The organism is Psychrobacter sp. JB193 (assembly GCF_002285555.1).
GTDB lineage: Bacteria > Pseudomonadota > Gammaproteobacteria > Pseudomonadales > Moraxellaceae > Psychrobacter > Psychrobacter alimentarius.
On the sequence record NZ_NRGY01000002.1, the window covers coordinates 160,592 to 178,809 of the forward strand.

The 18,218-nt window shown below is 42.9% G+C and carries 19 protein-coding genes; 8 read left to right on the forward strand and 11 right to left on the reverse strand.

The genetic code is table 11. The features are described 5' to 3' along the window. Nucleotides 1-73: 73 nt before the first annotated feature. A complete protein-coding gene (locus CIK80_RS08450; RefSeq protein ID WP_062845620.1) occupies nt 74-595 on the reverse strand; it encodes an RNA pyrophosphohydrolase in 522 nt (173 codons plus the stop codon). A gap of 645 nt (nt 596-1,240) precedes the next feature. On the opposite strand from CIK80_RS08450, the gene CIK80_RS08455 reads away from it, so the two are divergent. Together CIK80_RS08455 and CIK80_RS08460 are read left to right on the forward strand one after the other, a co-directional pair. After that, complete coding sequence (locus CIK80_RS08455) at nt 1,241-1,654, forward strand: OsmC family protein (protein ID WP_095569666.1); 414 nt, start codon at nt 1,241-1,243, stop codon at nt 1,652-1,654. Between the two features lie 14 nt (nt 1,655-1,668). Continuing rightward, nucleotides 1,669-2,094 (forward strand): MAPEG family protein, encoded by a 426-nt coding sequence (locus CIK80_RS08460; protein ID WP_095569667.1) that lies wholly within the window; start codon nt 1,669-1,671, stop codon nt 2,092-2,094. 48 nt (nt 2,095-2,142) lie between these two features. Here the strand turns inward: CIK80_RS08460 and CIK80_RS08465 are convergent, their stop codons facing one another. The 7 genes from CIK80_RS08465 to CIK80_RS08495 all read right to left on the reverse strand — a co-directional run bounded on the left by CIK80_RS08465 (nt 2,143) and on the right by CIK80_RS08495 (nt 8,358). Continuing rightward, complete coding sequence (locus CIK80_RS08465) at nt 2,143-3,162, reverse strand: tRNA-dihydrouridine synthase (RefSeq protein ID WP_095569668.1); 1,020 nt, start codon at nt 3,160-3,162, stop codon at nt 2,143-2,145. Between the two features lie 72 nt (nt 3,163-3,234). Beyond that, nucleotides 3,235-4,734 (reverse strand): UvrD-helicase domain-containing protein, encoded by a 1,500-nt coding sequence (locus CIK80_RS08470; RefSeq protein WP_062845616.1) that lies wholly within the window; start codon nt 4,732-4,734, stop codon nt 3,235-3,237. 207 nt (nt 4,735-4,941) lie between these two features. Further along, nucleotides 4,942-5,829, reverse strand: coding sequence for a twin-arginine translocase subunit TatC (gene tatC, locus CIK80_RS08475; protein WP_095569669.1), 888 nt, complete (start codon nt 5,827-5,829; stop codon nt 4,942-4,944). Further along, nucleotides 5,829-6,437: a Sec-independent protein translocase protein TatB gene (gene tatB, locus CIK80_RS08480; RefSeq protein WP_062845614.1), complete on the reverse strand. Its 609-nt coding sequence runs from the start codon at nt 6,435-6,437 to the stop codon at nt 5,829-5,831. Before tatB ends, tatC begins: the two co-directional genes overlap by 1 nt. A gap of 50 nt (nt 6,438-6,487) precedes the next feature. Then, complete coding sequence (tatA, locus tag CIK80_RS08485) at nt 6,488-6,760, reverse strand: Sec-independent protein translocase subunit TatA (RefSeq protein ID WP_095569670.1); 273 nt, start codon at nt 6,758-6,760, stop codon at nt 6,488-6,490. A gap of 198 nt (nt 6,761-6,958) precedes the next feature. Beyond that, nucleotides 6,959-7,795 (reverse strand): bifunctional phosphoribosyl-AMP cyclohydrolase/phosphoribosyl-ATP diphosphatase HisIE, encoded by an 837-nt coding sequence (gene hisIE / locus CIK80_RS08490; RefSeq protein ID WP_095569671.1) that lies wholly within the window; start codon nt 7,793-7,795, stop codon nt 6,959-6,961. Between the two features lie 119 nt (nt 7,796-7,914). Further along, a complete protein-coding gene (locus CIK80_RS08495; RefSeq protein ID WP_095569672.1) occupies nt 7,915-8,358 on the reverse strand; it encodes a thioesterase family protein in 444 nt (147 codons plus the stop codon). Between the two features lie 429 nt (nt 8,359-8,787). Between CIK80_RS08495 and rpmI the strand changes: the two genes are divergently transcribed. The 5 genes from rpmI to CIK80_RS08520 all read left to right on the forward strand — a co-directional run bounded on the left by rpmI (nt 8,788) and on the right by CIK80_RS08520 (nt 13,885). Continuing rightward, nucleotides 8,788-8,985, forward strand: coding sequence for a 50S ribosomal protein L35 (gene rpmI / locus CIK80_RS08500; protein WP_062845610.1), 198 nt, complete (start codon nt 8,788-8,790; stop codon nt 8,983-8,985). Between the two features lie 119 nt (nt 8,986-9,104). Beyond that, nucleotides 9,105-9,461, forward strand: coding sequence for a 50S ribosomal protein L20 (gene rplT / locus CIK80_RS08505; RefSeq protein ID WP_011281252.1), 357 nt, complete (start codon nt 9,105-9,107; stop codon nt 9,459-9,461). A gap of 302 nt (nt 9,462-9,763) precedes the next feature. Then, complete coding sequence (gene pheS / locus CIK80_RS08510; RefSeq protein ID WP_095569673.1) at nt 9,764-10,819, forward strand: phenylalanine--tRNA ligase subunit alpha; 1,056 nt, start codon at nt 9,764-9,766, stop codon at nt 10,817-10,819. A 103-nt stretch (nt 10,820-10,922) separates the two neighbouring features. Next, a complete protein-coding gene (pheT, locus tag CIK80_RS08515; RefSeq protein ID WP_095569674.1) occupies nt 10,923-13,328 on the forward strand; it encodes a phenylalanine--tRNA ligase subunit beta in 2,406 nt (801 codons plus the stop codon). Between the two features lie 257 nt (nt 13,329-13,585). Beyond that, the gene (locus CIK80_RS08520) at nt 13,586-13,885 is read left to right on the forward strand and encodes an integration host factor subunit alpha (RefSeq protein WP_062845608.1); all 300 of its coding nucleotides are present in this window, start codon (nt 13,586-13,588) and stop codon (nt 13,883-13,885) included. A 243-nt stretch (nt 13,886-14,128) separates the two neighbouring features. Here the strand turns inward: CIK80_RS08520 and CIK80_RS08525 are convergent, their stop codons facing one another. Then, nucleotides 14,129-14,497 carry a hypothetical protein gene (locus CIK80_RS08525; protein WP_062845607.1) on the reverse strand — a complete coding sequence of 123 codons (369 nt, stop codon included), beginning with the start codon at nt 14,495-14,497 and terminating at the stop codon, nt 14,129-14,131. Between the two features lie 518 nt (nt 14,498-15,015). Between CIK80_RS08525 and CIK80_RS08530 the strand changes: the two genes are divergently transcribed. Next, nucleotides 15,016-15,909, forward strand: coding sequence for a neutral zinc metallopeptidase (locus CIK80_RS08530; protein WP_095569675.1), 894 nt, complete (start codon nt 15,016-15,018; stop codon nt 15,907-15,909). A 162-nt stretch (nt 15,910-16,071) separates the two neighbouring features. On the opposite strand, the gene CIK80_RS08535 is transcribed toward CIK80_RS08530, so the two are convergent. Together CIK80_RS08535 and rho are read right to left on the reverse strand one after the other, a co-directional pair. Further along, a complete protein-coding gene (locus CIK80_RS08535; RefSeq protein WP_095569676.1) occupies nt 16,072-16,317 on the reverse strand; it encodes a hypothetical protein in 246 nt (81 codons plus the stop codon). Between the two features lie 502 nt (nt 16,318-16,819). Continuing rightward, the gene (gene rho / locus CIK80_RS08540) at nt 16,820-18,088 is read right to left on the reverse strand and encodes a transcription termination factor Rho (RefSeq protein ID WP_025651526.1); all 1,269 of its coding nucleotides are present in this window, start codon (nt 18,086-18,088) and stop codon (nt 16,820-16,822) included. Between the last annotated feature and the right edge of the window lie 130 nt (nt 18,089-18,218).

The window sequence follows — 18,218 nt, forward strand, 5'->3', positions numbered from 1 at the left end:
AAATGTCCACGATAAACACTAAGATTTCTAGCGATTATCGTGGACATCTCTTAATACGTTTTTATCAAGCGGCTTATTCCACCAATAAATGGTTGTCTTGCTCAGGAATAATCAGCTCTTGTTTTAGGGGGAGTTCACGCACCAACTCTTGCAAAGCGCGACGATAAACTCCACGTTTAAAGTGAATTACTTGTCCGAGTGGATACCAGTAACTGACCCATTGCCAATGGTCAAACTCTGGTTTCCCTTCATCAAAGCGGATATGTTGTGTATTTGGCTCATCTAAGCGCAGCAAAAACCATTTCTGTTTTTGCCCAATACATAAAGGGTGCTGTCCATGCCGTACATAACGTTTTGGCAGCCGATAACGCAACCAATCTTGCGTCACTGCCAATAAGTCTACGTGACGCGGATGTAAGCCGACCTCTTCCCAGAGCTCTCGATACATCGCATCCATCGGCGTCTCCCCGCGGTCGATACCACCTTGCGGAAACTGCCAAGCGTTGTGACCAATGCGTTTTGCCCACAGTACTTGCCCTTGTGTATTTGCCAAGATGATGCCGACATTGGCGCGAAAGCCGTCTGCATCTATCATGACTAAACCTTTTTAATTTGTTTAAAACATAGCCTATTCAGACAAGACATCGTGACAGCAATCATAATTATTATAGGGTGATTATTATCGACATCCAGTTAGAATAGGATTCATTACCATCATTAAACCAAGAAACAAGCAAAATGTGTAACAGTATTTTGCTATAAAATGTTTCACGAGTTTTACTGTTTAAAATCAGGTAGTTATAATTGGACTTTTGTAAACTTTTTTAGAAAATTTTACGTTAAGGACAGGTTGCTGTTAGAACGAAAAAATGCTGATAACCTCTAACAGACACTATTGATAAAAAATGAACGGCAAAAATAAAAAATTTGAGTTTGTGTTACTTTTACTTTGACGACAGTCTGAGACAAGGGTGCTATAAAACCTCATATTGGCTTGTGCTACACTAGGACAGGTTTCTGCTTGAATTATTATAGCTAGGATAATATTAATAGCTAAATGGCTGAGGAATGATCAGAAAATAATTCAATTGATTGATATTGCCTGTGAGCATCTTTTCAATTGACTCATATTTATTGCATGTGATTATGAAAATCAAAATTAAGGCACGTTTTAACAAGCTAGATCGTTTTTAAAAATAAAAAACAGATAATTTACCAATTACTATAAGGATTATTCGAAATGTCAGAGTTAAGAGCAAGTGTTGCATGGCAAGAAAACAAAGCATTCATGGGCGTGTCACCATCAGGGCACAATGTACAAATGGATGGCGGTAAAGAAAAGGGTGCCAGCCCAATGGAGCTGATATTGTTAGGACTTGGTGGCTGTGCCAGTTATGATGTGGTATCGATTTTACAAAAATCTCGTCAAGAAGTGCAGGATGTACGCTGCGAGCTGACGGCACAGCGTGCTGAGACCATACCAGCGGTGTATACGGATATCCATCTACATTTCATCGTGACTGGTAAAGACATCAAGGATAAGCAAGTTGAAAAGGCTGTGAATCTATCAGCAGAAAAGTACTGCTCAGCCAGTCGTATGTTGGCGCAAGGTGGCGTAAACATCACTCATGATTTTGAAATTGTTGCAGGGTAGGGGCAAAGACGCTAATGAATGCACTCTTTGGAATGGTCTCTGATACAGCCGCATCCGCCATTTGGGCGATGGTAGTGGCAAGCTTACTGCCAGTAACGATGGCAATGTTGGCAAAGGTATTTGGCGGCTTTCATCTGACTGATAACGCGCATCCACGTGATTTTTTGCAACAGACAACAGGTGCGGCTGCCCGTGCAAACGCGGCACAGCAAAACAGTTATGAGACGTTGCCAGTATTTTTAGCTGCCGTATTGGTAGCGATGCTGTTTTTTGTACCGCAATTAATTATTAACACATTGGCGTGGCTATATGTGCTGATTCGGATTGGTTATTGCGCAGCTTATATCACCAATTTGGCAACGTTTCGTTCCATACTTTGGGTGCTGTCTATTGCTTGTTGTTTGATGCTATTTTATTTAGCAATTCGCATCAGCACTTAATTTAACAGCTGTTCTCACCGTCATTTATCAAAAAAAGACAGTTGTTTATTATCGAACACTGGCTTGCAGTGCGTTAATAATGACTGTCTTATTTTTTTCTCGCTTGATCTCTTCCCATAGGGTTTGCGCCTCACTAAACCCTTTGGTAAGCATGCCTAGCCATTGCTTATAACGACCGACCAAGACTATATCGTTCTTTGCTGCACCTTCCAAAAATTTAATCTGATGCGCAATCAAATCTTGCCATAATAGCGTAGCCGTGTTGTCTAGGTTTTTAGCGTTATTATCAACCTGTGCAACCAAATCAGGACGAGTGACCGCGCCGCGACCTAACATAAGATGCTGGGTTGCTGCTTGCTCCATACAGTTTTGTGCTTGCTCTACATTCCATATCTCGCCATTTGCAATGACGGGAATGCTCAGCGTATTAAAATTCTGAATCTTGTCCCAATAAGCAGGTGGTTTGTAGCCTTGGGTTTTGGTGCGTGCATGAATAGTCAGCCAATCAGCACCGCTCGATGCAATCGCACCGCGAATATCATCCATACGACTGGTATCGGTATAGCCCAAACGAATCTTAGCCGATACAGGAAGGTGGTCAGGCACTGCACCGCGCACCGTGCTGATAATGTCATACATGACTTCAGGCTCATCGAGCAAGACGGAGCCACCGCGATGGCTATTCACCGTTTTGGCAGGGCAACCAAAATTGATATCAATTGCAGGCGCACCAAGCTCGGCAGCATAAGCGGCGTTTTCTGCCATCAGCTGTGCGTCACTGCCCAAAATCTGCACATGAATAGGCGTACCAGAGGACGTTTTGGCATCGTGATGCAACTCTGGCACGTATTTATAAAAGACATGCGCCGGCAAGACATGTTGAGTGATACGAATAAACTCGCTCACTGACCAATCATAGGGACGACCCAAGTCTGATGCAATTTGCGTTAGGATTTGGCGCATTAAAGGATCGGTTAAGCCTTCCATCGGGGCGAGGAGACGAACTGGATTGGCAAACAGTTGGCTGACCGTGTTTTTACGTACTTGACATGGCTGATCGGTATTCATGCTTGTGTTTCACTGCTAAAGAGTCGTGATAAATAGAAATTGAAAGTCTGGATAGGTAACTACAAAGAGTAATTAAGTATTGCCAAAAATTACTTTTTTGCCTGTCTGTAATCCTGATATTAAGTCTTTAATATGATGAATATCCAAGTTACTTTGGGCACGTGTACAGGCGACATAAAGCAAGCGTAATTCTTCTGGGCTTATCTTAACGGCATTGGTTGTAACATCATAATAGAAGTCATCATCTAACTGTACCTTGCCCCATTCCAGCCCTTTGGCTTTATGCGCCGTTGAGATGACATAGTCGGCATTTTCGATACTGGTGAGACTATTGACCGCTTGGCTTAATACATTGGTGCCATGATCGTCGACCAGTTTGACCAGTGTTTTTAGATCACTGCCTTCATTGGTTTCAGAGTATTCTTGTACATCGCCCCAATTATAAAAATACGCTAACTCAGGGACGCCGTATGCCGATTTACCGTTTTTTAAGTTTTCTGCCGCCTGACAGAATTTGAGCATACGATCGGTATCTGCTTGCAGCGCCACCCGATGCCCGAGTTTTAGTCCTGTCAATAATTGTGCCATAGCAGCAGCATTGGTACGGCATAGGATGGCATCTTTTTTGCTATGCACCATGCCTTTGTCAGTTGAGGATTGTTTATTGGGATTGCCTTTTAACGGCACTTCTTCTTGTAAGGCCTTTAGTAAGGTATTGGCCACTTCTGCAATGGGTTCACCAAAACGAAACGACTGCGTCAATAAGGTCTGCGGCAGTGGCAATTTTTTCATGGCATTCACAGCACCGCGCCATTCATAAATCTGCTGGTGCGCGTCACCCACATAGATTACCTGCCTTGACTGCTGGGTCAAGATACCCATCATCAATGGATCGGCATCTTGCGCTTCGTCAAATAAAATAAAATCGGCAGGAATGCTGGGTTTGGATAGCGCCCAAAGTTTGAGATAAATATCATGACCAATACCCGCAGGATGACGGGCATCAATCGACTGTAGCCAGCGCTGCTCAACAGCAGGGTATAGCATCTCGCGCAGCTGCTCTGAGTCCGATTCGTCAAGCCAGCTGGGAAACAATAAATGCCTTGGCGCAGGATAGCTGGCATGTGTGCTACAAAAATTGCTGACGGCATCGCTAACAAACCGAGATAACCGTGCTGGTGTGAGCGTAATGTATTTATTGACGCCGTCCATTTGTCGACGTACTTGTACAGGCTGTAACCCCAAATCATCGCCCAAACGCTTGGGTGAAAAGCGTGGCAAAGATAATTTTGCCGTAATATCACGTGCGACGTGACGATAAGCAAGCGAATGAAACGTGCGACATTCTACATGGGGCGGAAACTTCTGCCGTGCGTCATTAGCAATCGCTTTGTTGAAGGCGAGATATAAACCGCGTCCACGCAAGCGCTCACCAATCAATTTGAGCGTCGTCGTTTTACCAGCACCTGCATAAGCAACCACTTTGAATGACTTATGATCCATGGCCATATTCAGCGCGCTCAGCTGCTCATCAGTGGGGTCGCTCATATAAGCTGGCATAGATGCGGACATAATAAAGCTACCTAAAGTACAGAGAGTGATTAAAAACAACGACGGTAAAAAAAGCCACTGCATAGACAATGGCTGATAGATTGTGATGATGCGCAATCATGATAATAAGCATTACGCTTATTGATGGGATAAGAAGAGTCAAACAGTCAAAACTGTATTTTATATATTGACTAGACTCACATCGAGCCAAATGAGGATGTCATTATTTTACTCTTTATTGGTCGTGGATAAAACAGGCGTACGCTCTTCTTTGATTAAAATTTTGGCCAACAATAAACCAAGCTCAAATAATAACCACATGGGAATCGCAAGCATCAGCATAGATACCCCATCAGGCGGCGTCACGACAGCAGCCACTGCAAAACAGCCCACGATAATATAACGACGTTTGTCTTCTAGGCTCTGAATGGAGACAATGCCAGTCAATATCAAGAGCAAAGTGACGACTGGAATCTCAAACGTTAACCCAAATACCATAAACAGCTTTAGGGCAAAGCTCAGATAGCTGTCTATATCTGTCATCGGTAGGACGTTTTGCGGAGCAAACATAATGAAGAATTTCAGCACGCCTTTTAGTACAATAAAATAAGAAAAAGCCACGCCAGCATAGAATAAAAATATAGAGGAGAGTAGTACTGGAATCGCAATTTTCTTCTCTTTTTTATACAAACCGGGTGCTACAAATGACCAAATTTGATACAAAATATAAGGCATTGCAAAAAACGCTGCGACAAATACCGTCAGACGTATCGGTGCCATAAAGTTGGAGGTAATATCTGTCGCAATCATGGTGGAATTGGCAGGGAGTTGAGCCACTAGAGGGTCTGATAAAAAGTTATATAACTCACGCGAAAACCCTGCTAGTGCCAAAAATATCACCAATACTGCCACACATATTTTGATCAAGTGTCGACGCAGCTCAATCAAATGCTCAGTGATCGGCATATCACCCAATGTACTTAACACATCGGTGGCCGACTCCTCATAGGTATTATCTGTCTTGACATTGATATCTAGATCTTCGCTTTCCGTCCCAGCAATCTCTGCATCCATGATTTTTTCTTGGCGGCTTTTTTTACGTTTAAACAATCCCATCAATCAGCCTCCTGTTTTTTGATGAAGGCTGGCTGTTCTAATGAATGAGCGTTTAGTAAGGTGTCCGCTTTGTGGTTCGGTAGATAGGGCGGCATAGGTAGACGACGAGCCTTATCATAGGCACCCAGACGGAACCACATGTTTTCCCACGGTCTGGTAACAATGGGTTGAGGAGGTTGAGTTGTCTGTACAGTAGCGGTGGTCGAAATATCGTCAGTGCTTTGTTCAGTATTTTGTACGGCTATATCATCGCGATCTGTCTTATTGCTTTGACTATCGTCAGTGCTATCCGTTTTAGTCTGGGAGGTTTTTAGGTGCTGATTGTGAGAGTGTGCAAACTCTTTCATATTGCCGCGCATCTCTGCCATTTCACGTCGCATATCCGCCTCAGTTTGACGAATTTTGGCAAGCTCTTTTTGCATTTGTTGCCGTGTTTCAGCCAAGTCTAGCTCTGCTTCTATTTCAGACTGTAAGGTAGAGACGGTTCGACGAATTTTGGCGTACCATTGACCAGCCGTCCGTGCTGCCTGAGGCAGTTTTTCTGGACCCAAGACAATCAGGGCGATAACACCAAAGAGGAGTAATTCAGAAAACCCAATATCAAACATAATGGTTGAATATCACTATTTTAATTGAGACAGGCTAAATGCGATAAACATTATACATTGTGCTTATCGTCAACAGGAGTAGAGTGGGTACTACTAGTATCAACCTTGTTGCTTGTTGTACGCTCGCCCTTATATGCGTTGCCCTCATGATCGAGCACTACCTGCTTTTTAGCGTGTTCTGTGTTCTCGTCTTTCACAGCTTCCTTAAAACCTTTGACTGCACCACCCAAATCTTTGCCTGCATTTTTGAGTTTTGCAGTGCCAAACACGACCACTACCACAACCAATAAAATCAGCCAGTGTGTAATAGAAAAACTGCCCATAATGGTATCCTTTTGACTTGGTTTTCAGTCTTTATCATAAGTGCTTTAAATAGATAGGAGATTGATCTCTTAAATAAAAAGCACCCAAATATAGTATGAAGTAAAAAGACTGTATTATAACCTGCGCTTATGACAAATAGGTGAAACCAAATACAATCCTCGCAGGTAGAAGATTATTTTGTCATGTTGCCCTATTATCTATCGTGCTGCTTTCTCATCAATACCTGAGAGACCAAAGCGTCGACCCAGCTCATTTAATACTGCATCTGATTCTATATCGAACCACGCCAGCCCAACCAAGGTATGAAACCAGACATCTGCCACTTCATAAATAAGCTCATGACGGGCATCATCGTATTGCGCTTTGTCTCTATTTTTATCACAGTTGGCAAAATCTTTAGCAGCGATAATACTTTCTACGCTTTCTTCACCCACTTTTTCCAAAATTTTATTTAATCCTTTGGCATATAAACTTGCCACATAAGAACTATCGGCATCGGCTTGTTTTCGTTCTGCCAATACGTGATCCAGTTGTTGCAGGATAGAGCGCTCATCGACTGAAGTATGATTAGATTCAGTATCTGCATGAATGCTCAAGTTGGTGTTTTGAACAGTCTCACCGTCTGATGTATTTAAATGATAAATATCAGAAGGGTCTTTTAGAACTTTGTCCACGGTTTGCCATTCTGGGCTCTGACCAGATAAATCCAAACGTCGATAGAAACAAGACTCTCGTCCTGTATGACAGGCAATACCGCCCGCTTGAGTGACACTCAGCACAATAACGTCGGCATCACAATCTAAGCGGATATCATGGACAGTCTGAGTATGCCCTGAGGACTCTCCTTTGTGCCATAACTTGGCACGTGAGCGCGAAAAATAAACAGCCGTTTGGGTCTGTGCGGTCAGTTGTAGCGCTTCTGCATTCATCCAAGCCATCATCAAAATACGCCCAGATTTGTGATCTTGGGTAATTGCAGGAATCAAGCCATCAGCATTAAATTTTATGGCAGCGAGCCAAGCAGGTAAAGTCATCATTCATCCGTTTATTAAAGGTGTCGTTATTTGGTCATTCTATTTATATTTTGAGAGAAAAAGCCATGTATAAAAAATATGGTTCATTTGATAAGTACTATTTGTTGGAATAAATAGCACTAATGCTTGCATAAACGTGGGTAAAGCGCTTTTTTAATCGTGCTATCAAGTGCCGTCACTTTATTGAGTCTAAAGTCGTAATTGACAAAATGCTTCCTTGCATGTGCCACCAACTCACCTGTGTGCATCCGAGTAACCTTTATTTCTACATGACCGCCATTGTCATAGGAAGGTTTAATGCCTACTTCAAACAAAAGCTCTTCACGCACTTTGACACGACTGCGAATATTTAGTTGTAACTCATCAATAATCAAACCTTGATAGTCTGCATTGACTTCTTTGATGCCTTGAGCGTACAAAAATCTCAGCCAAGACTCAGTCAGTAGAGCTGTCAATGATTCGAGTGTCAGATACTGATTTGCATCGGTTTCAGTGTAGCGTACGCGCATCACGGTTTCAAAAGCTAAGAATTCGTCGTCAACGTCTAATTTTTGTTCTGACATGTTGTTTCTCCTAGCGATTACAGGTGATGTATTCTGCGTATCATGATGTTAAAGGAGCAAGGTTGTATGGTTGAGCAGTAGGGTAGATAATTCAGAATCATTAGGACTTATATTTTTGGTACTTAGATTATACCAAATGTTAGTGTCTACTAAAGCACAGCTTAAGCTGACATTCAATCTATTTGGCGGTAATTCTTAACATTACTGGGGTTTTGAGGGGGTATGTGAGGAGTCCGCTCATAAGAATGGGTTATTCTCATTGTTTGCTAAAGACGCGTTAAAACTTTGCTTGGCAAAACAACGCACTATCTGCTAAAATAGCGCCTCCCACCTCGAGGCAAATAGAGGTTTAGTTGTTATTTAAGTGACAATTATTCAGTACGACTATTTGACGACCAGGTTCTAACACAGAAAAAGAGGCAAATCATCATGAAAGTTAAGATGAAAACCAGAAGCGGTGCCGCTAAACGTTTCAAAAAAACAGCGAACGGCTTCAAGCGTAAGCAAGCATTCAAAAGCCATATTTTGACCAAGAAATCACCTAAGCGTATTCGCCAGTTGCGTGGTCTTAAGTTGGTGCACAAGTCTGACGAAGCAGCAGTTCGTCGTATGTGCCCATACATCTAATAGCCTATCGTCATTTATCTTTAATTAAACATATTTGACTTTGCAATCTGACAATGATGTTTGTTATTTAACAGCATCATCATTCGCTTAACAGTGATTAAAATATCTTGGAGTAAATTATGGCCCGTGTAAAACGTGGTGTACAGGCAAATCGCCGTCACAAAAAAATCTTAAAGCGCGCAAAAGGCTACTACGGTGCCCGTTCACGTGTTTACCGCGTAGCGGTACAGGCAGTGACCAAAGCTGGTCAGTATGCTTATCGTGACCGTCGCAACAAAAAACGTACTTTCCGTCGTCTTTGGATTGCACGTATCAATGCTGGTGCACGCTTAAATGGCTTAAGCTATAGCCGCTTCATCAATGGCATGAAAAAAGCCAACATCGCAATCGATCGTCGCGTACTTGCTGACATCGCTATGCATGATGCTGCAACTTTCACCGCATTGGTCGAAAAAGCAAAAGCGGAATTGGCCTAAATATTAGCCATCCTTTAGATATTCAGGTTATTAAGTGAGTATTTAAATGGATAGCACTGATATTGATTAATAGTACGATATTAATAGAAGCTACCGCTGGTCGGTGGCTTTTTTTATATTATATGATTTTGCTTGTGGTGCATATAAAACTGAAGTTTAGTACAGGCCACGCTGGCCCCTGTCTAAATATTCAAGCCATTCATAATCTTCAATTTTTATCAAAATGATTGAGTAAATGGTTTGCAATATTTGGTCAAATCCCTACAATTAATAGTCCGTTCAAATCAGGAATGATGCGTCTTATGACTACCCCTGCTGCCACTACCGACTTGTCGGCGCTACCGACTTTATCCTCAGAACTGAATGATCTTAATGAAGCGCAATTGATCGCGTTTACCGATGCGGCTGAAGCTCTGATTTTGCAAGTAACTGACACACGTGTATTGCAAGATTTGCGTGTGCAACTAACTGGTAAAAAGAGCTTGCTCACCAGCTGGTCAAAACAGATGGGCAAGCTAGAAGCAGATGACAAAAAAACCTACGGTGGCTGGTTGCATCAGGTACGTAGCCGCATTCAGCAGGTATTGACCGATCAGCAACAACAGCTCGAAGTCGCTGCGCTAAATGCCAAGCTAGAAGCTGAGAGCATTGACATCACTTTACCTGCTCGTGGTGGCAAAAAAGGCCATTTGCATCCAGTCACGATGATCACCCAGCGTATGCAACAGTATTTTGTACAAGCGGGCTTCAATGTGGCGACAGGCCCTGAAGTTGAAAGTGATTACTACAATTTTGAAGCCTTGAATATTCCGTCACACCATCCTGCACGTGCCATGCACGACACCTTCTATTTTGATGCCCATTATCTGCTGCGTACACATACCAGTCCGGTACAGATTCGTACGATGGAAAAGAATGAGCCACCGATTCGTATTATTTGTCCTGGTCGCGTTTACCGCAATGACTCTGACCAAACCCATTCGCCGATGTTTCATCAGTTAGAAGGACTAATGGTCACAGAATCAAGCACATTTGCAGAATTAAAGGGCTTGATCAGCGAGTTTTTAGAAGCCTTCTTTGCCAAAGAATTAACTGTCCGCTTCCGTCCTTCATTTTTCCCGTTCACTGAGCCTTCTGCCGAAGTTGATATTCTAGATGATAATGGCAAATGGCTTGAAGTGATGGGCTGCGGTATGGTGCATCCACAAGTACTGACCAACTGCGGCATTGATAGCGACAAATACACAGGCTTCGCTTTTGGGATGGGTATTGAGCGCTTTGCCATGCTGTACTATGGTATTGATGATTTGCGTTTGTTTTTCCAAAATGACGTACGCTTCTTAAAGCAGTTTGGCTAGAGGGCTTTTTGTTTATATAAAAGTACTCCTTGTTCATATAACAAATGAATGTGCCAACCTTTACTTCAAAATCTTTATTATAAAATTCTGATCCGAGAGACTTATGAAAATTAGCGAACAGTGGCTACGTCAATGGGTGAACCCTGATAATACCAGTGAACAGTTGGCCGAACAGTTGACCATGGCTGGACTAGAAATTGATGATCGTTATGCAGTTGCTCGTGCCTTTACAGGCGTGGTCGTTGGCGAAGTCATGAGCGTTGAGCAGCATCCTGACGCGGATAAGCTGCGTGTCACACAGGTAAATATCGGTGACGCTGAGCCATTGCAAATTGTCTGCGGCGCGCCGAATGTAACGGTTGGTATGAAAGTACCCGTTGCGACGGTTGGGGCTGTACTACCGAGCGATGATAAACAAGGCTTCAAAATTAAGAAAAGCAAGCTGCGCGGTGTGGCCTCTAACGGTATGCTATGCGGTGCTTCTGAGATTGATTTGGTTGATAGCATTGATGGTTTGCTTGAGCTGCCAGAGGATGCCCCGATTGGTACAGATATCCGTAGCTATTTAGGCTTAGACCATCAGATACTAGATATCTCAATCACGCCAAACCGTGGTGATTGCTTCAGTGTACGCGGTATTGCCCGTGAAATATCAGTACTCAATGATTTGCCTATGCAAATGCCAGAAATTGCTGATAACGTAGTAGACACCGATAGTGGTAAGACGCCCGCCGTGACGGTAACGGCGGTAGAAGCTTGCCCACGTTATTTGCTACAGTCAATTAGCCATATTGATCGTAGCATTGACACGCCAAAATGGATGCAAGATGCATTGGTACAGTCCGGACTACGGTCGCACAATTTTTTGGTAGATGTGACCAATTATGTGCTCATGGAGCTTGGTCAGCCACTGCATGCTTTTGATGCAGATACTATTGTTGGTGACATTGTGGTGCGTTTGGCGCAACCCAAGGAAAGCCTGACTTTATTGAATGAACAAACCATTACCTTAACAGGTGATGAGCTAGTCATTGCTGATGATAAAGGTATCCTTGCGCTTGCTGGTATCATGGGTGGTCAGCGTAGTAGTGTGACGGATAGTACAAGCAATATTGTACTAGAAAGTGCTTTCTTTAATCCTTTAGCAATCGCTGCACGCGCCCGTCGTTTTGGTTTGCACACCGATGCATCGCAACGTTTTGAGCGTGGGGTAGACTTTGAGTTGCCAGCGCTTGCACTAGCACGTGCTCGTGACTTGATTACTAGTGTTACAGCTGGTCAAGCAGGGTCAATCGTAAATGTAGAAAACCAAGAGCAGCTGCCAGCGCGCGCGCCTATTACTTTACCGATTACTAAGGTTCGTGATGTCATCGGTATCGACATTGAGCCTACGGTTATGGTACGCATTTTGACTCAGCTAGGGTTCGCGGTAGAGCAACAAGCGGACGCACTGAGTTGCACGCCGCCCTCGTACCGTTTTGATATGAGTATTAAGGAAGATTTGATCGAAGAAATTGCTCGTATCTATGGTTATGATAATATCCCGAGCGTGTTGCCACATTTGCAAGTCAGCATGGACTACGATGATACCGCAGACCTGACGCACGAAATGAAGCTGGCGCTGGTCGATAATGGCTATATGGAAGCGATCAGCTTTAGCTTTAGTGATGCCAAACTAGAAGCACTGCTCGATGATAAAGCATTGGGGGAAGTGCTGGCATTGGCCAATCCAATCTCTAGTGATTTGGCAGTGATGCGCCGTACTTTATTGTCAAGCTTATTGCCGTGTGTACAATACAATCTAAACCGTCAGCAGCCACGTGTGCGGTTTTTTGAGACAGGGTTAAGTTTTGTTGGTCAGAGTATCAGCGAGTTGGTACAAACACCAAGCATCGCCTTGGTAGCAGTGGGTGATATTTGGGATGAACAAGCCTATCAAAACCGTGCACTAGATTTCTATGACTTAAAACATGACATTGAGCAATTACTTCCTGCACAGATCGATAATACCCGCATCCGCTATGAGCGTAGTGCACTAAGCTTCTTGCATCCAGGCCAGAGCGCTAAGCTATATATCGATGACGTGTACGTCGGCTGGCTTGGACAATTGCACCCTAATACGGCCAAACAGCTAGATTTACCAGCTACTTGGGTCGCTCAATTGTCACTTGCACCATTACTGACGCTTGCACGTGAACAGCATACCATCAGTACGCCAAGTAAGTTCCCACAAGTACGCCGCGACATTGCGATTTTAGTAGACAGTGAGATTAGTTTGCAAACCCTAGAATCAACGATACGCGCTGCCGCAGGTAGCATGTTGACTGATCTTTGGTTGTTTGATGTTTATCAAGGCGATAAAGTGCCAGCAGGTCAGCGCTCACTAGCCTTTGCCTTGATATGGCAAGACCGTCTGCAAACTTTATCTGATGAGGCGGTAAAAACAGCCACGGATAAAGTGGTACAAGCATTAATTGAACAGCATGCTGTGCAGCTGCGTGACAGTTAAAACGTCACATTGAAATACCAGATGCTCTATAGTCTTATTTTTTGACTATGGAGCATTATTATTCATAGCAATCATTATGAATACAAGATATCGTTCTAAAAAATCCAGTTTGAATATAAGTTAAGTCGTTATTAATAAAAGATTTTTATGCCATCTTTGTTAAAAAGACGTCAAAAAAGCTTTATAATAACTGACACTAACCTTCGTAACGCTAAACCATGATATTCGACATCACGACATAGCATAGGAGTCGTACTGTGAGCACCTTAACCAAATCTGACATGATTGAGCATTTGATGAGTCACCTTAACCTAACACGCCAAGAAGGCCGTTGTTTGGTCGAGAACTTCTTTGATGAGTTGTCAGAGAGTTTGATTGATGGCAAAGAGGTCAAGCTTTCAGGCTTTGGCAACTTTGAGCTTAAAGATAAAAATAGTCGTCCAGGACGCAATCCTAAGACAGGTGAGCCAGTGGCCGTATCTGCACGCCGTGTGGTAACCTTTAAAACGGGACAAAAATTTCGTCAGCAAGTTGATGAGAAGTTATTTGATGCCTAGGCATGATGGGTGTTCTTGGCTATCTGACTGCTTTGGCATTTTAAGATAGCTTTGCTACCCTAGTTTACTATCTACCATCGTTTCTTATATTGTCGAAGTATGTTGACGAGAGCATATGTGTGATGCAAGACGCTAACGATGACTGGTCTTTACCATATTTTATTTAATAAATCGCACATATAAAAAGAGAGAGCATACGCTCTCTCTTTTAATTACACTGTTTTTATCTTATAAAAGATAAAATTACTGAGCTGGTTGCTCAACAACAACTTCGTCAGAAGCTTCAACAGCAGCAGTATCAGTAGCAGGAGTTTCGCTAGCCATATCTACGCTAGTAGTAGTACCGTCTACAGGAACTTCAGCGTCCATTTCGTCAGTAGCAGTTGCAGCTTGTGCTTCAGCGATGTCAGCTTCAGCGCCAGCAACAGCAGCGTCAGCATCAGCAGTAACTTCGCCTTCAGCAGCAGCGTCGTCTAGTTCAGCAGAAGCGTCTTGCACTTCTTCTTGCGCGTCAGATAAATCTTCAGCAGCGTTTTCTTTGTTGCTGTCACAGGCAGTTAGGCCCATAGTTGCAGTCATGATACCAGCTAGAGCAAGTAATTTAAGTTTCATAAGGTATTCTCCGGAAAAATGAAATGAGCAGTAGCAGCAATAAAGGTTGAAATCCAAGATACCCCGGAAATCAACTCATCTTAGTCACAGCTACTCAGCTTTCACGCATTCTATATGTTTTTTATTTAAATAGAAATAGCTTGTACAATTAAGTAACAATAAAATGTGAAATAATTTTTTATATTGTTTACACAGTATAATTTTTAATACAGCAATCCTTATTAATCGACGTATAATCAATGACATCACTCTAGTCTCAAGCGCCTGCTATGTCTAGATTTCTGCTATGTTTTTTAGCATTTTATTGTGATGTGATGAGTAAAATCCGAAGTAAACGAGGCATTTGCGGCGTTTCTAATTGCATAAGAAGAAACAAAATATCTAAAGAATTTTCAAAAGATTTGATTTTGCTGTATTAGATGTACATAGCAGAGTAGAGCGTTGAGCGTAAAAGCACATAATATGAATAACTATTGACACGAATAGCAATGTCTATCGTAAGTTTGAGGAATAGCATTATGAAATGGCAAGGTAGACGAGGCAGCACGAACGTACGCTCAAGTAAGGGCGGTGGTAAGATGATAGGCGGTGGTATCGGCGGTATTATCATTGCTGGTATTTTGTGGTTGGTATTTGGTGTAAATCCAATGACCGCTTTGCAAACAGGTCAGGTAATTGCAGGAGGCAGTGGTGGAGAGGCGTCGACTGAACCTGCAACAGAGACTGATAGGGACACACAATTTGTAAAAGTGGTATTGGCAGATACAGAAGAGGTTTGGCATCAGGTCTTTAATGAAGCAGGTAGCACCTATCAAGAGCCGTCACTGATTCTGTTTAATGGACAAGTCAGTTCAGCATGCGGTAGTGCAAGTGCAGCAACTGGTCCATTCTATTGCCCAGGTGATCAGACTGTATATTTGGATACATCATTTTTTGTAGAGATGCGTCAGAACTTAGGTATTACTGGTGATCAACAAGGCTCAGGTGGTGAAGACAATCAAGGTAAGGCTGGTGACTTTGCTCAAGCATATGTCATTGCGCATGAAGTTGGTCATCATGTTCAGACCTTATTAGGGATCACGCAACAAGTCAATGAAGCTGGCCGTCAAGTCACGCGGGCACAAGCCAATAAGTTGTCAGTGCTACAAGAGTTGCAGGCAGATTGCTTTGCTGGCGTTTGGGCACAGCGCAATCAAGAACGTGTACAGTTCTTAGAAGCAGGTGATATTGACGAAGCCATTAACGCGGCAGGTCAAATTGGTGATGATCGCCTAGCAAAAGCGAGTGGTGGAGAAGTGGTGCCAGATAATTTTACTCATGGCACAAGCCAGCAACGTATTGAGTGGTTCACGCGTGGATTAGAGAGTGGCAACATTCAATCTTGTGATACGTTTAGTGGTGCATTGTCATAGGTATTTATTAAATACCTCTAATTATAAAAATTGTCCATTAAAAAAGCCTGCAACATATATTGCAGGCTTTTTTGTATTTTAAGATATCTTTGATTGGCTTAACTACTTCGAATCAAATCATAAAGCAGTAAAGCATCAAGTTCCTAAAATAGGCTTCAGCGATTATCTGCTGTTGTTGAGGATGTAAGCACCTGCGCCACCAACTGCAGCACCACCAAGTGCGCCACGAGCGATGTCTTTACTGTCTCCACCACTTCTGATCAATGCACCAGCAGCAGCACCAGCAGCAGCACCTTTAGCTGTGTTACTCAGACCACTGTTGTAGCCATAGCCACTGTTTGCACAGCCACCCATGATAAGCGCTGAGCTAGTAAGAGCAGTCATTGCGATAGTTTTAGCAAATTTCATAGTATCACCTATTAAGTTATCAATTTGGTTTGTCAAAATCAGGAGACGATATTTTCATTACCCTAGCTGCTTATACCAACATAATGGAGTAAAGCTTGTGGGTAATTATCCTAAAATAATCTATTGTGCTACCGCAAGACATAATAAGGTCTGCATTAGTAAGGATTATTAAGCATAGCAAATATCTCAAAAATACTACTATCGATATCTGATAGCAGAGTATATCTATACTGGCTCTTATGCTAACCCATATTACTATTTCTAGGCGTAGTAAAAGCGCTAAGCTTTGCAAGATGTCTGTAAAATATGTTGCCCCACTGTATCCATAGTAGTCGTTTTGCATAGAGTCATTGTAATCAAATGGATAGTACGATAACTGTTTTGATAAAGACATGCGGTATATTTCTAAATGAGAAAAGTCGCAAACAAAAAGACCGCACAGAGGCGGTCTTAATAAATAACGCTATTTTTACTTAGTCAGCAAGTAAATTCTTGGCTGGTCTTAGTTCTGTGATTTACGCTTCATTTGCTCAAAGAATTCATCATTGGTTTTTGCCTCTTTGAGACGATCCAATAAGAACTCAGTGGCTTGTACGCCATCCATCGGCTGTAGCAATTTACGTAAAATCCAAACTTTACGCAATTTGTCTTCATCTAATAGGCGCTCTTCGCGACGAGTACCAGATTTTTTGATATTGATGGCTGGGAAAACGCGTTTTTCGGCCAAATCACGCTCAAGCGTAATCTCTTGGTTACCCGTTCCTTTGAACTCTTCAAAAATAACGCTGTCCATTTTACTACCGGTGTCAATTAAGGCACTGGCGATAATGGTCAAACTACCACCTTCTTCAACGTTACGCGCCGCACCGAAGAAGCGTTTTGGACGCTCTAGCGCATTGGCATCCAAACCACCAGTCAATACTTTGCCTGATGAAGGAATGACGGTGTTATAAGCACGGGCAAGACGAGTAATAGAGTCAAGCAAAATGACGACGTCTTGCTTATGTTCAACCAAACGTTTGGCTTTTTCGATGACCATTTCGGCAACTTGTACGTGACGCTGTGGCGGCTCATCAAAGGTAGAGGCAACCACTTCACCGCGTACGGTACGTACCATCTCGGTCACTTCTTCTGGACGCTCGTCGATGAGTAGTACAATCAGATAACACTCAGGGTTATTACGAGTAATTGATTGAGCGATGGTCTGTAGTAACATCGTCTTACCCGCTTTTGGGGGTGCGACAATAATAGAGCGTTGACCTTTACCAATCGGAGCAATCAGGTCGATGATACGACCCGTCAAATCTTCAGTGGTACCATTACCAAGCTCAAGCTTTAATTGCTCGGTTGGAAATAGGGGCGTCAAGTTCTCAAAGATAAGCTTATGACGTGAACGATCTGGCGTATCAAAGTTGATTTCACCAACCTTCAATAGCGCAAAGTAACGCTCAGAATCTTTTGGGGGGCGAATCGTACCAGCAATACTGTCACCCGTCTTGAGACTAAAACGACGAATTTGACTAGGGCTGACATAAATATCGTCAGGGCCTGCCAAATAAGAGCCTTCTGAGGAACGCAAAAAGCCAAAACCGTCAGGAAGAACCTCAAGCACGCCGTCACCGTAAATGGCTTCACCATTACGGGCATGGGTTTTTAAGATAGCAAAGATAATGTCTTGTTTACGGCTACGCGCCATGTTGTCAAGACCCATTTCTTTGGCGATTGCCAATAGCTCAGCGATTGATTTTTTCTTTAATTCAGTTAGATTCATAGATAGGTCATTAGCAATTGATCAGATGAGAGATGCCATTAGCAGCACAAGTCACGACATTGATTAAAACAGCGATAGTATAGCGATAGAGGGTGTGTGCACAGAGCGAGAATTTATGTAGTTTTGATTT

Excerpts from the sequence above, each read along its gene's own strand:
- rpmI (WP_062845610.1), top strand. The coding sequence starts at position 8,788 with ATGAAAGTTAAGATGAAAACCAGAAGCGGTGCCGCTAAACGTTTCAAA.
- CIK80_RS08455 (WP_095569666.1), top strand. The coding sequence starts at position 1,241 with ATGTCAGAGTTAAGAGCAAGTGTTGCATGGCAAGAAAACAAAGCATTC.
- tatA (WP_095569670.1), bottom strand. The coding sequence starts at position 6,760 with ATGGGCAGTTTTTCTATTACACACTGGCTGATTTTATTGGTTGTGGTA.
- CIK80_RS08535 (WP_095569676.1), bottom strand. The coding sequence starts at position 16,317 with ATGAAATTTGCTAAAACTATCGCAATGACTGCTCTTACTAGCTCAGCG.
- CIK80_RS08465 (WP_095569668.1), bottom strand. The coding sequence starts at position 3,162 with ATGAATACCGATCAGCCATGTCAAGTACGTAAAAACACGGTCAGCCAA.
- CIK80_RS08460 (WP_095569667.1), top strand. The coding sequence starts at position 1,669 with ATGAATGCACTCTTTGGAATGGTCTCTGATACAGCCGCATCCGCCATT.
- CIK80_RS08525 (WP_062845607.1), bottom strand. The coding sequence starts at position 14,497 with ATGAAACTTAAATTACTTGCTCTAGCTGGTATCATGACTGCAACTATG.
- rho (WP_025651526.1), bottom strand. The coding sequence starts at position 18,088 with ATGAATCTAACTGAATTAAAGAAAAAATCAATCGCTGAGCTATTGGCA.
- tatC (WP_095569669.1), bottom strand. The coding sequence starts at position 5,829 with ATGGGATTGTTTAAACGTAAAAAAAGCCGCCAAGAAAAAATCATGGAT.
- CIK80_RS08470 (WP_062845616.1), bottom strand. The coding sequence starts at position 4,734 with ATGTCCGCATCTATGCCAGCTTATATGAGCGACCCCACTGATGAGCAG.
- CIK80_RS08450 (WP_062845620.1), bottom strand. The coding sequence starts at position 595 with ATGATAGATGCAGACGGCTTTCGCGCCAATGTCGGCATCATCTTGGCA.
- pheT (WP_095569674.1), top strand. The coding sequence starts at position 10,923 with ATGAAAATTAGCGAACAGTGGCTACGTCAATGGGTGAACCCTGATAAT.
- CIK80_RS08495 (WP_095569672.1), bottom strand. The coding sequence starts at position 8,358 with ATGTCAGAACAAAAATTAGACGTTGACGACGAATTCTTAGCTTTTGAA.
- CIK80_RS08530 (WP_095569675.1), top strand. The coding sequence starts at position 15,016 with ATGAAATGGCAAGGTAGACGAGGCAGCACGAACGTACGCTCAAGTAAG.
- tatB (WP_062845614.1), bottom strand. The coding sequence starts at position 6,437 with ATGTTTGATATTGGGTTTTCTGAATTACTCCTCTTTGGTGTTATCGCC.
- hisIE (WP_095569671.1), bottom strand. The coding sequence starts at position 7,795 with ATGACTTTACCTGCTTGGCTCGCTGCCATAAAATTTAATGCTGATGGC.
- rplT (WP_011281252.1), top strand. The coding sequence starts at position 9,105 with ATGGCCCGTGTAAAACGTGGTGTACAGGCAAATCGCCGTCACAAAAAA.
- pheS (WP_095569673.1), top strand. The coding sequence starts at position 9,764 with ATGACTACCCCTGCTGCCACTACCGACTTGTCGGCGCTACCGACTTTA.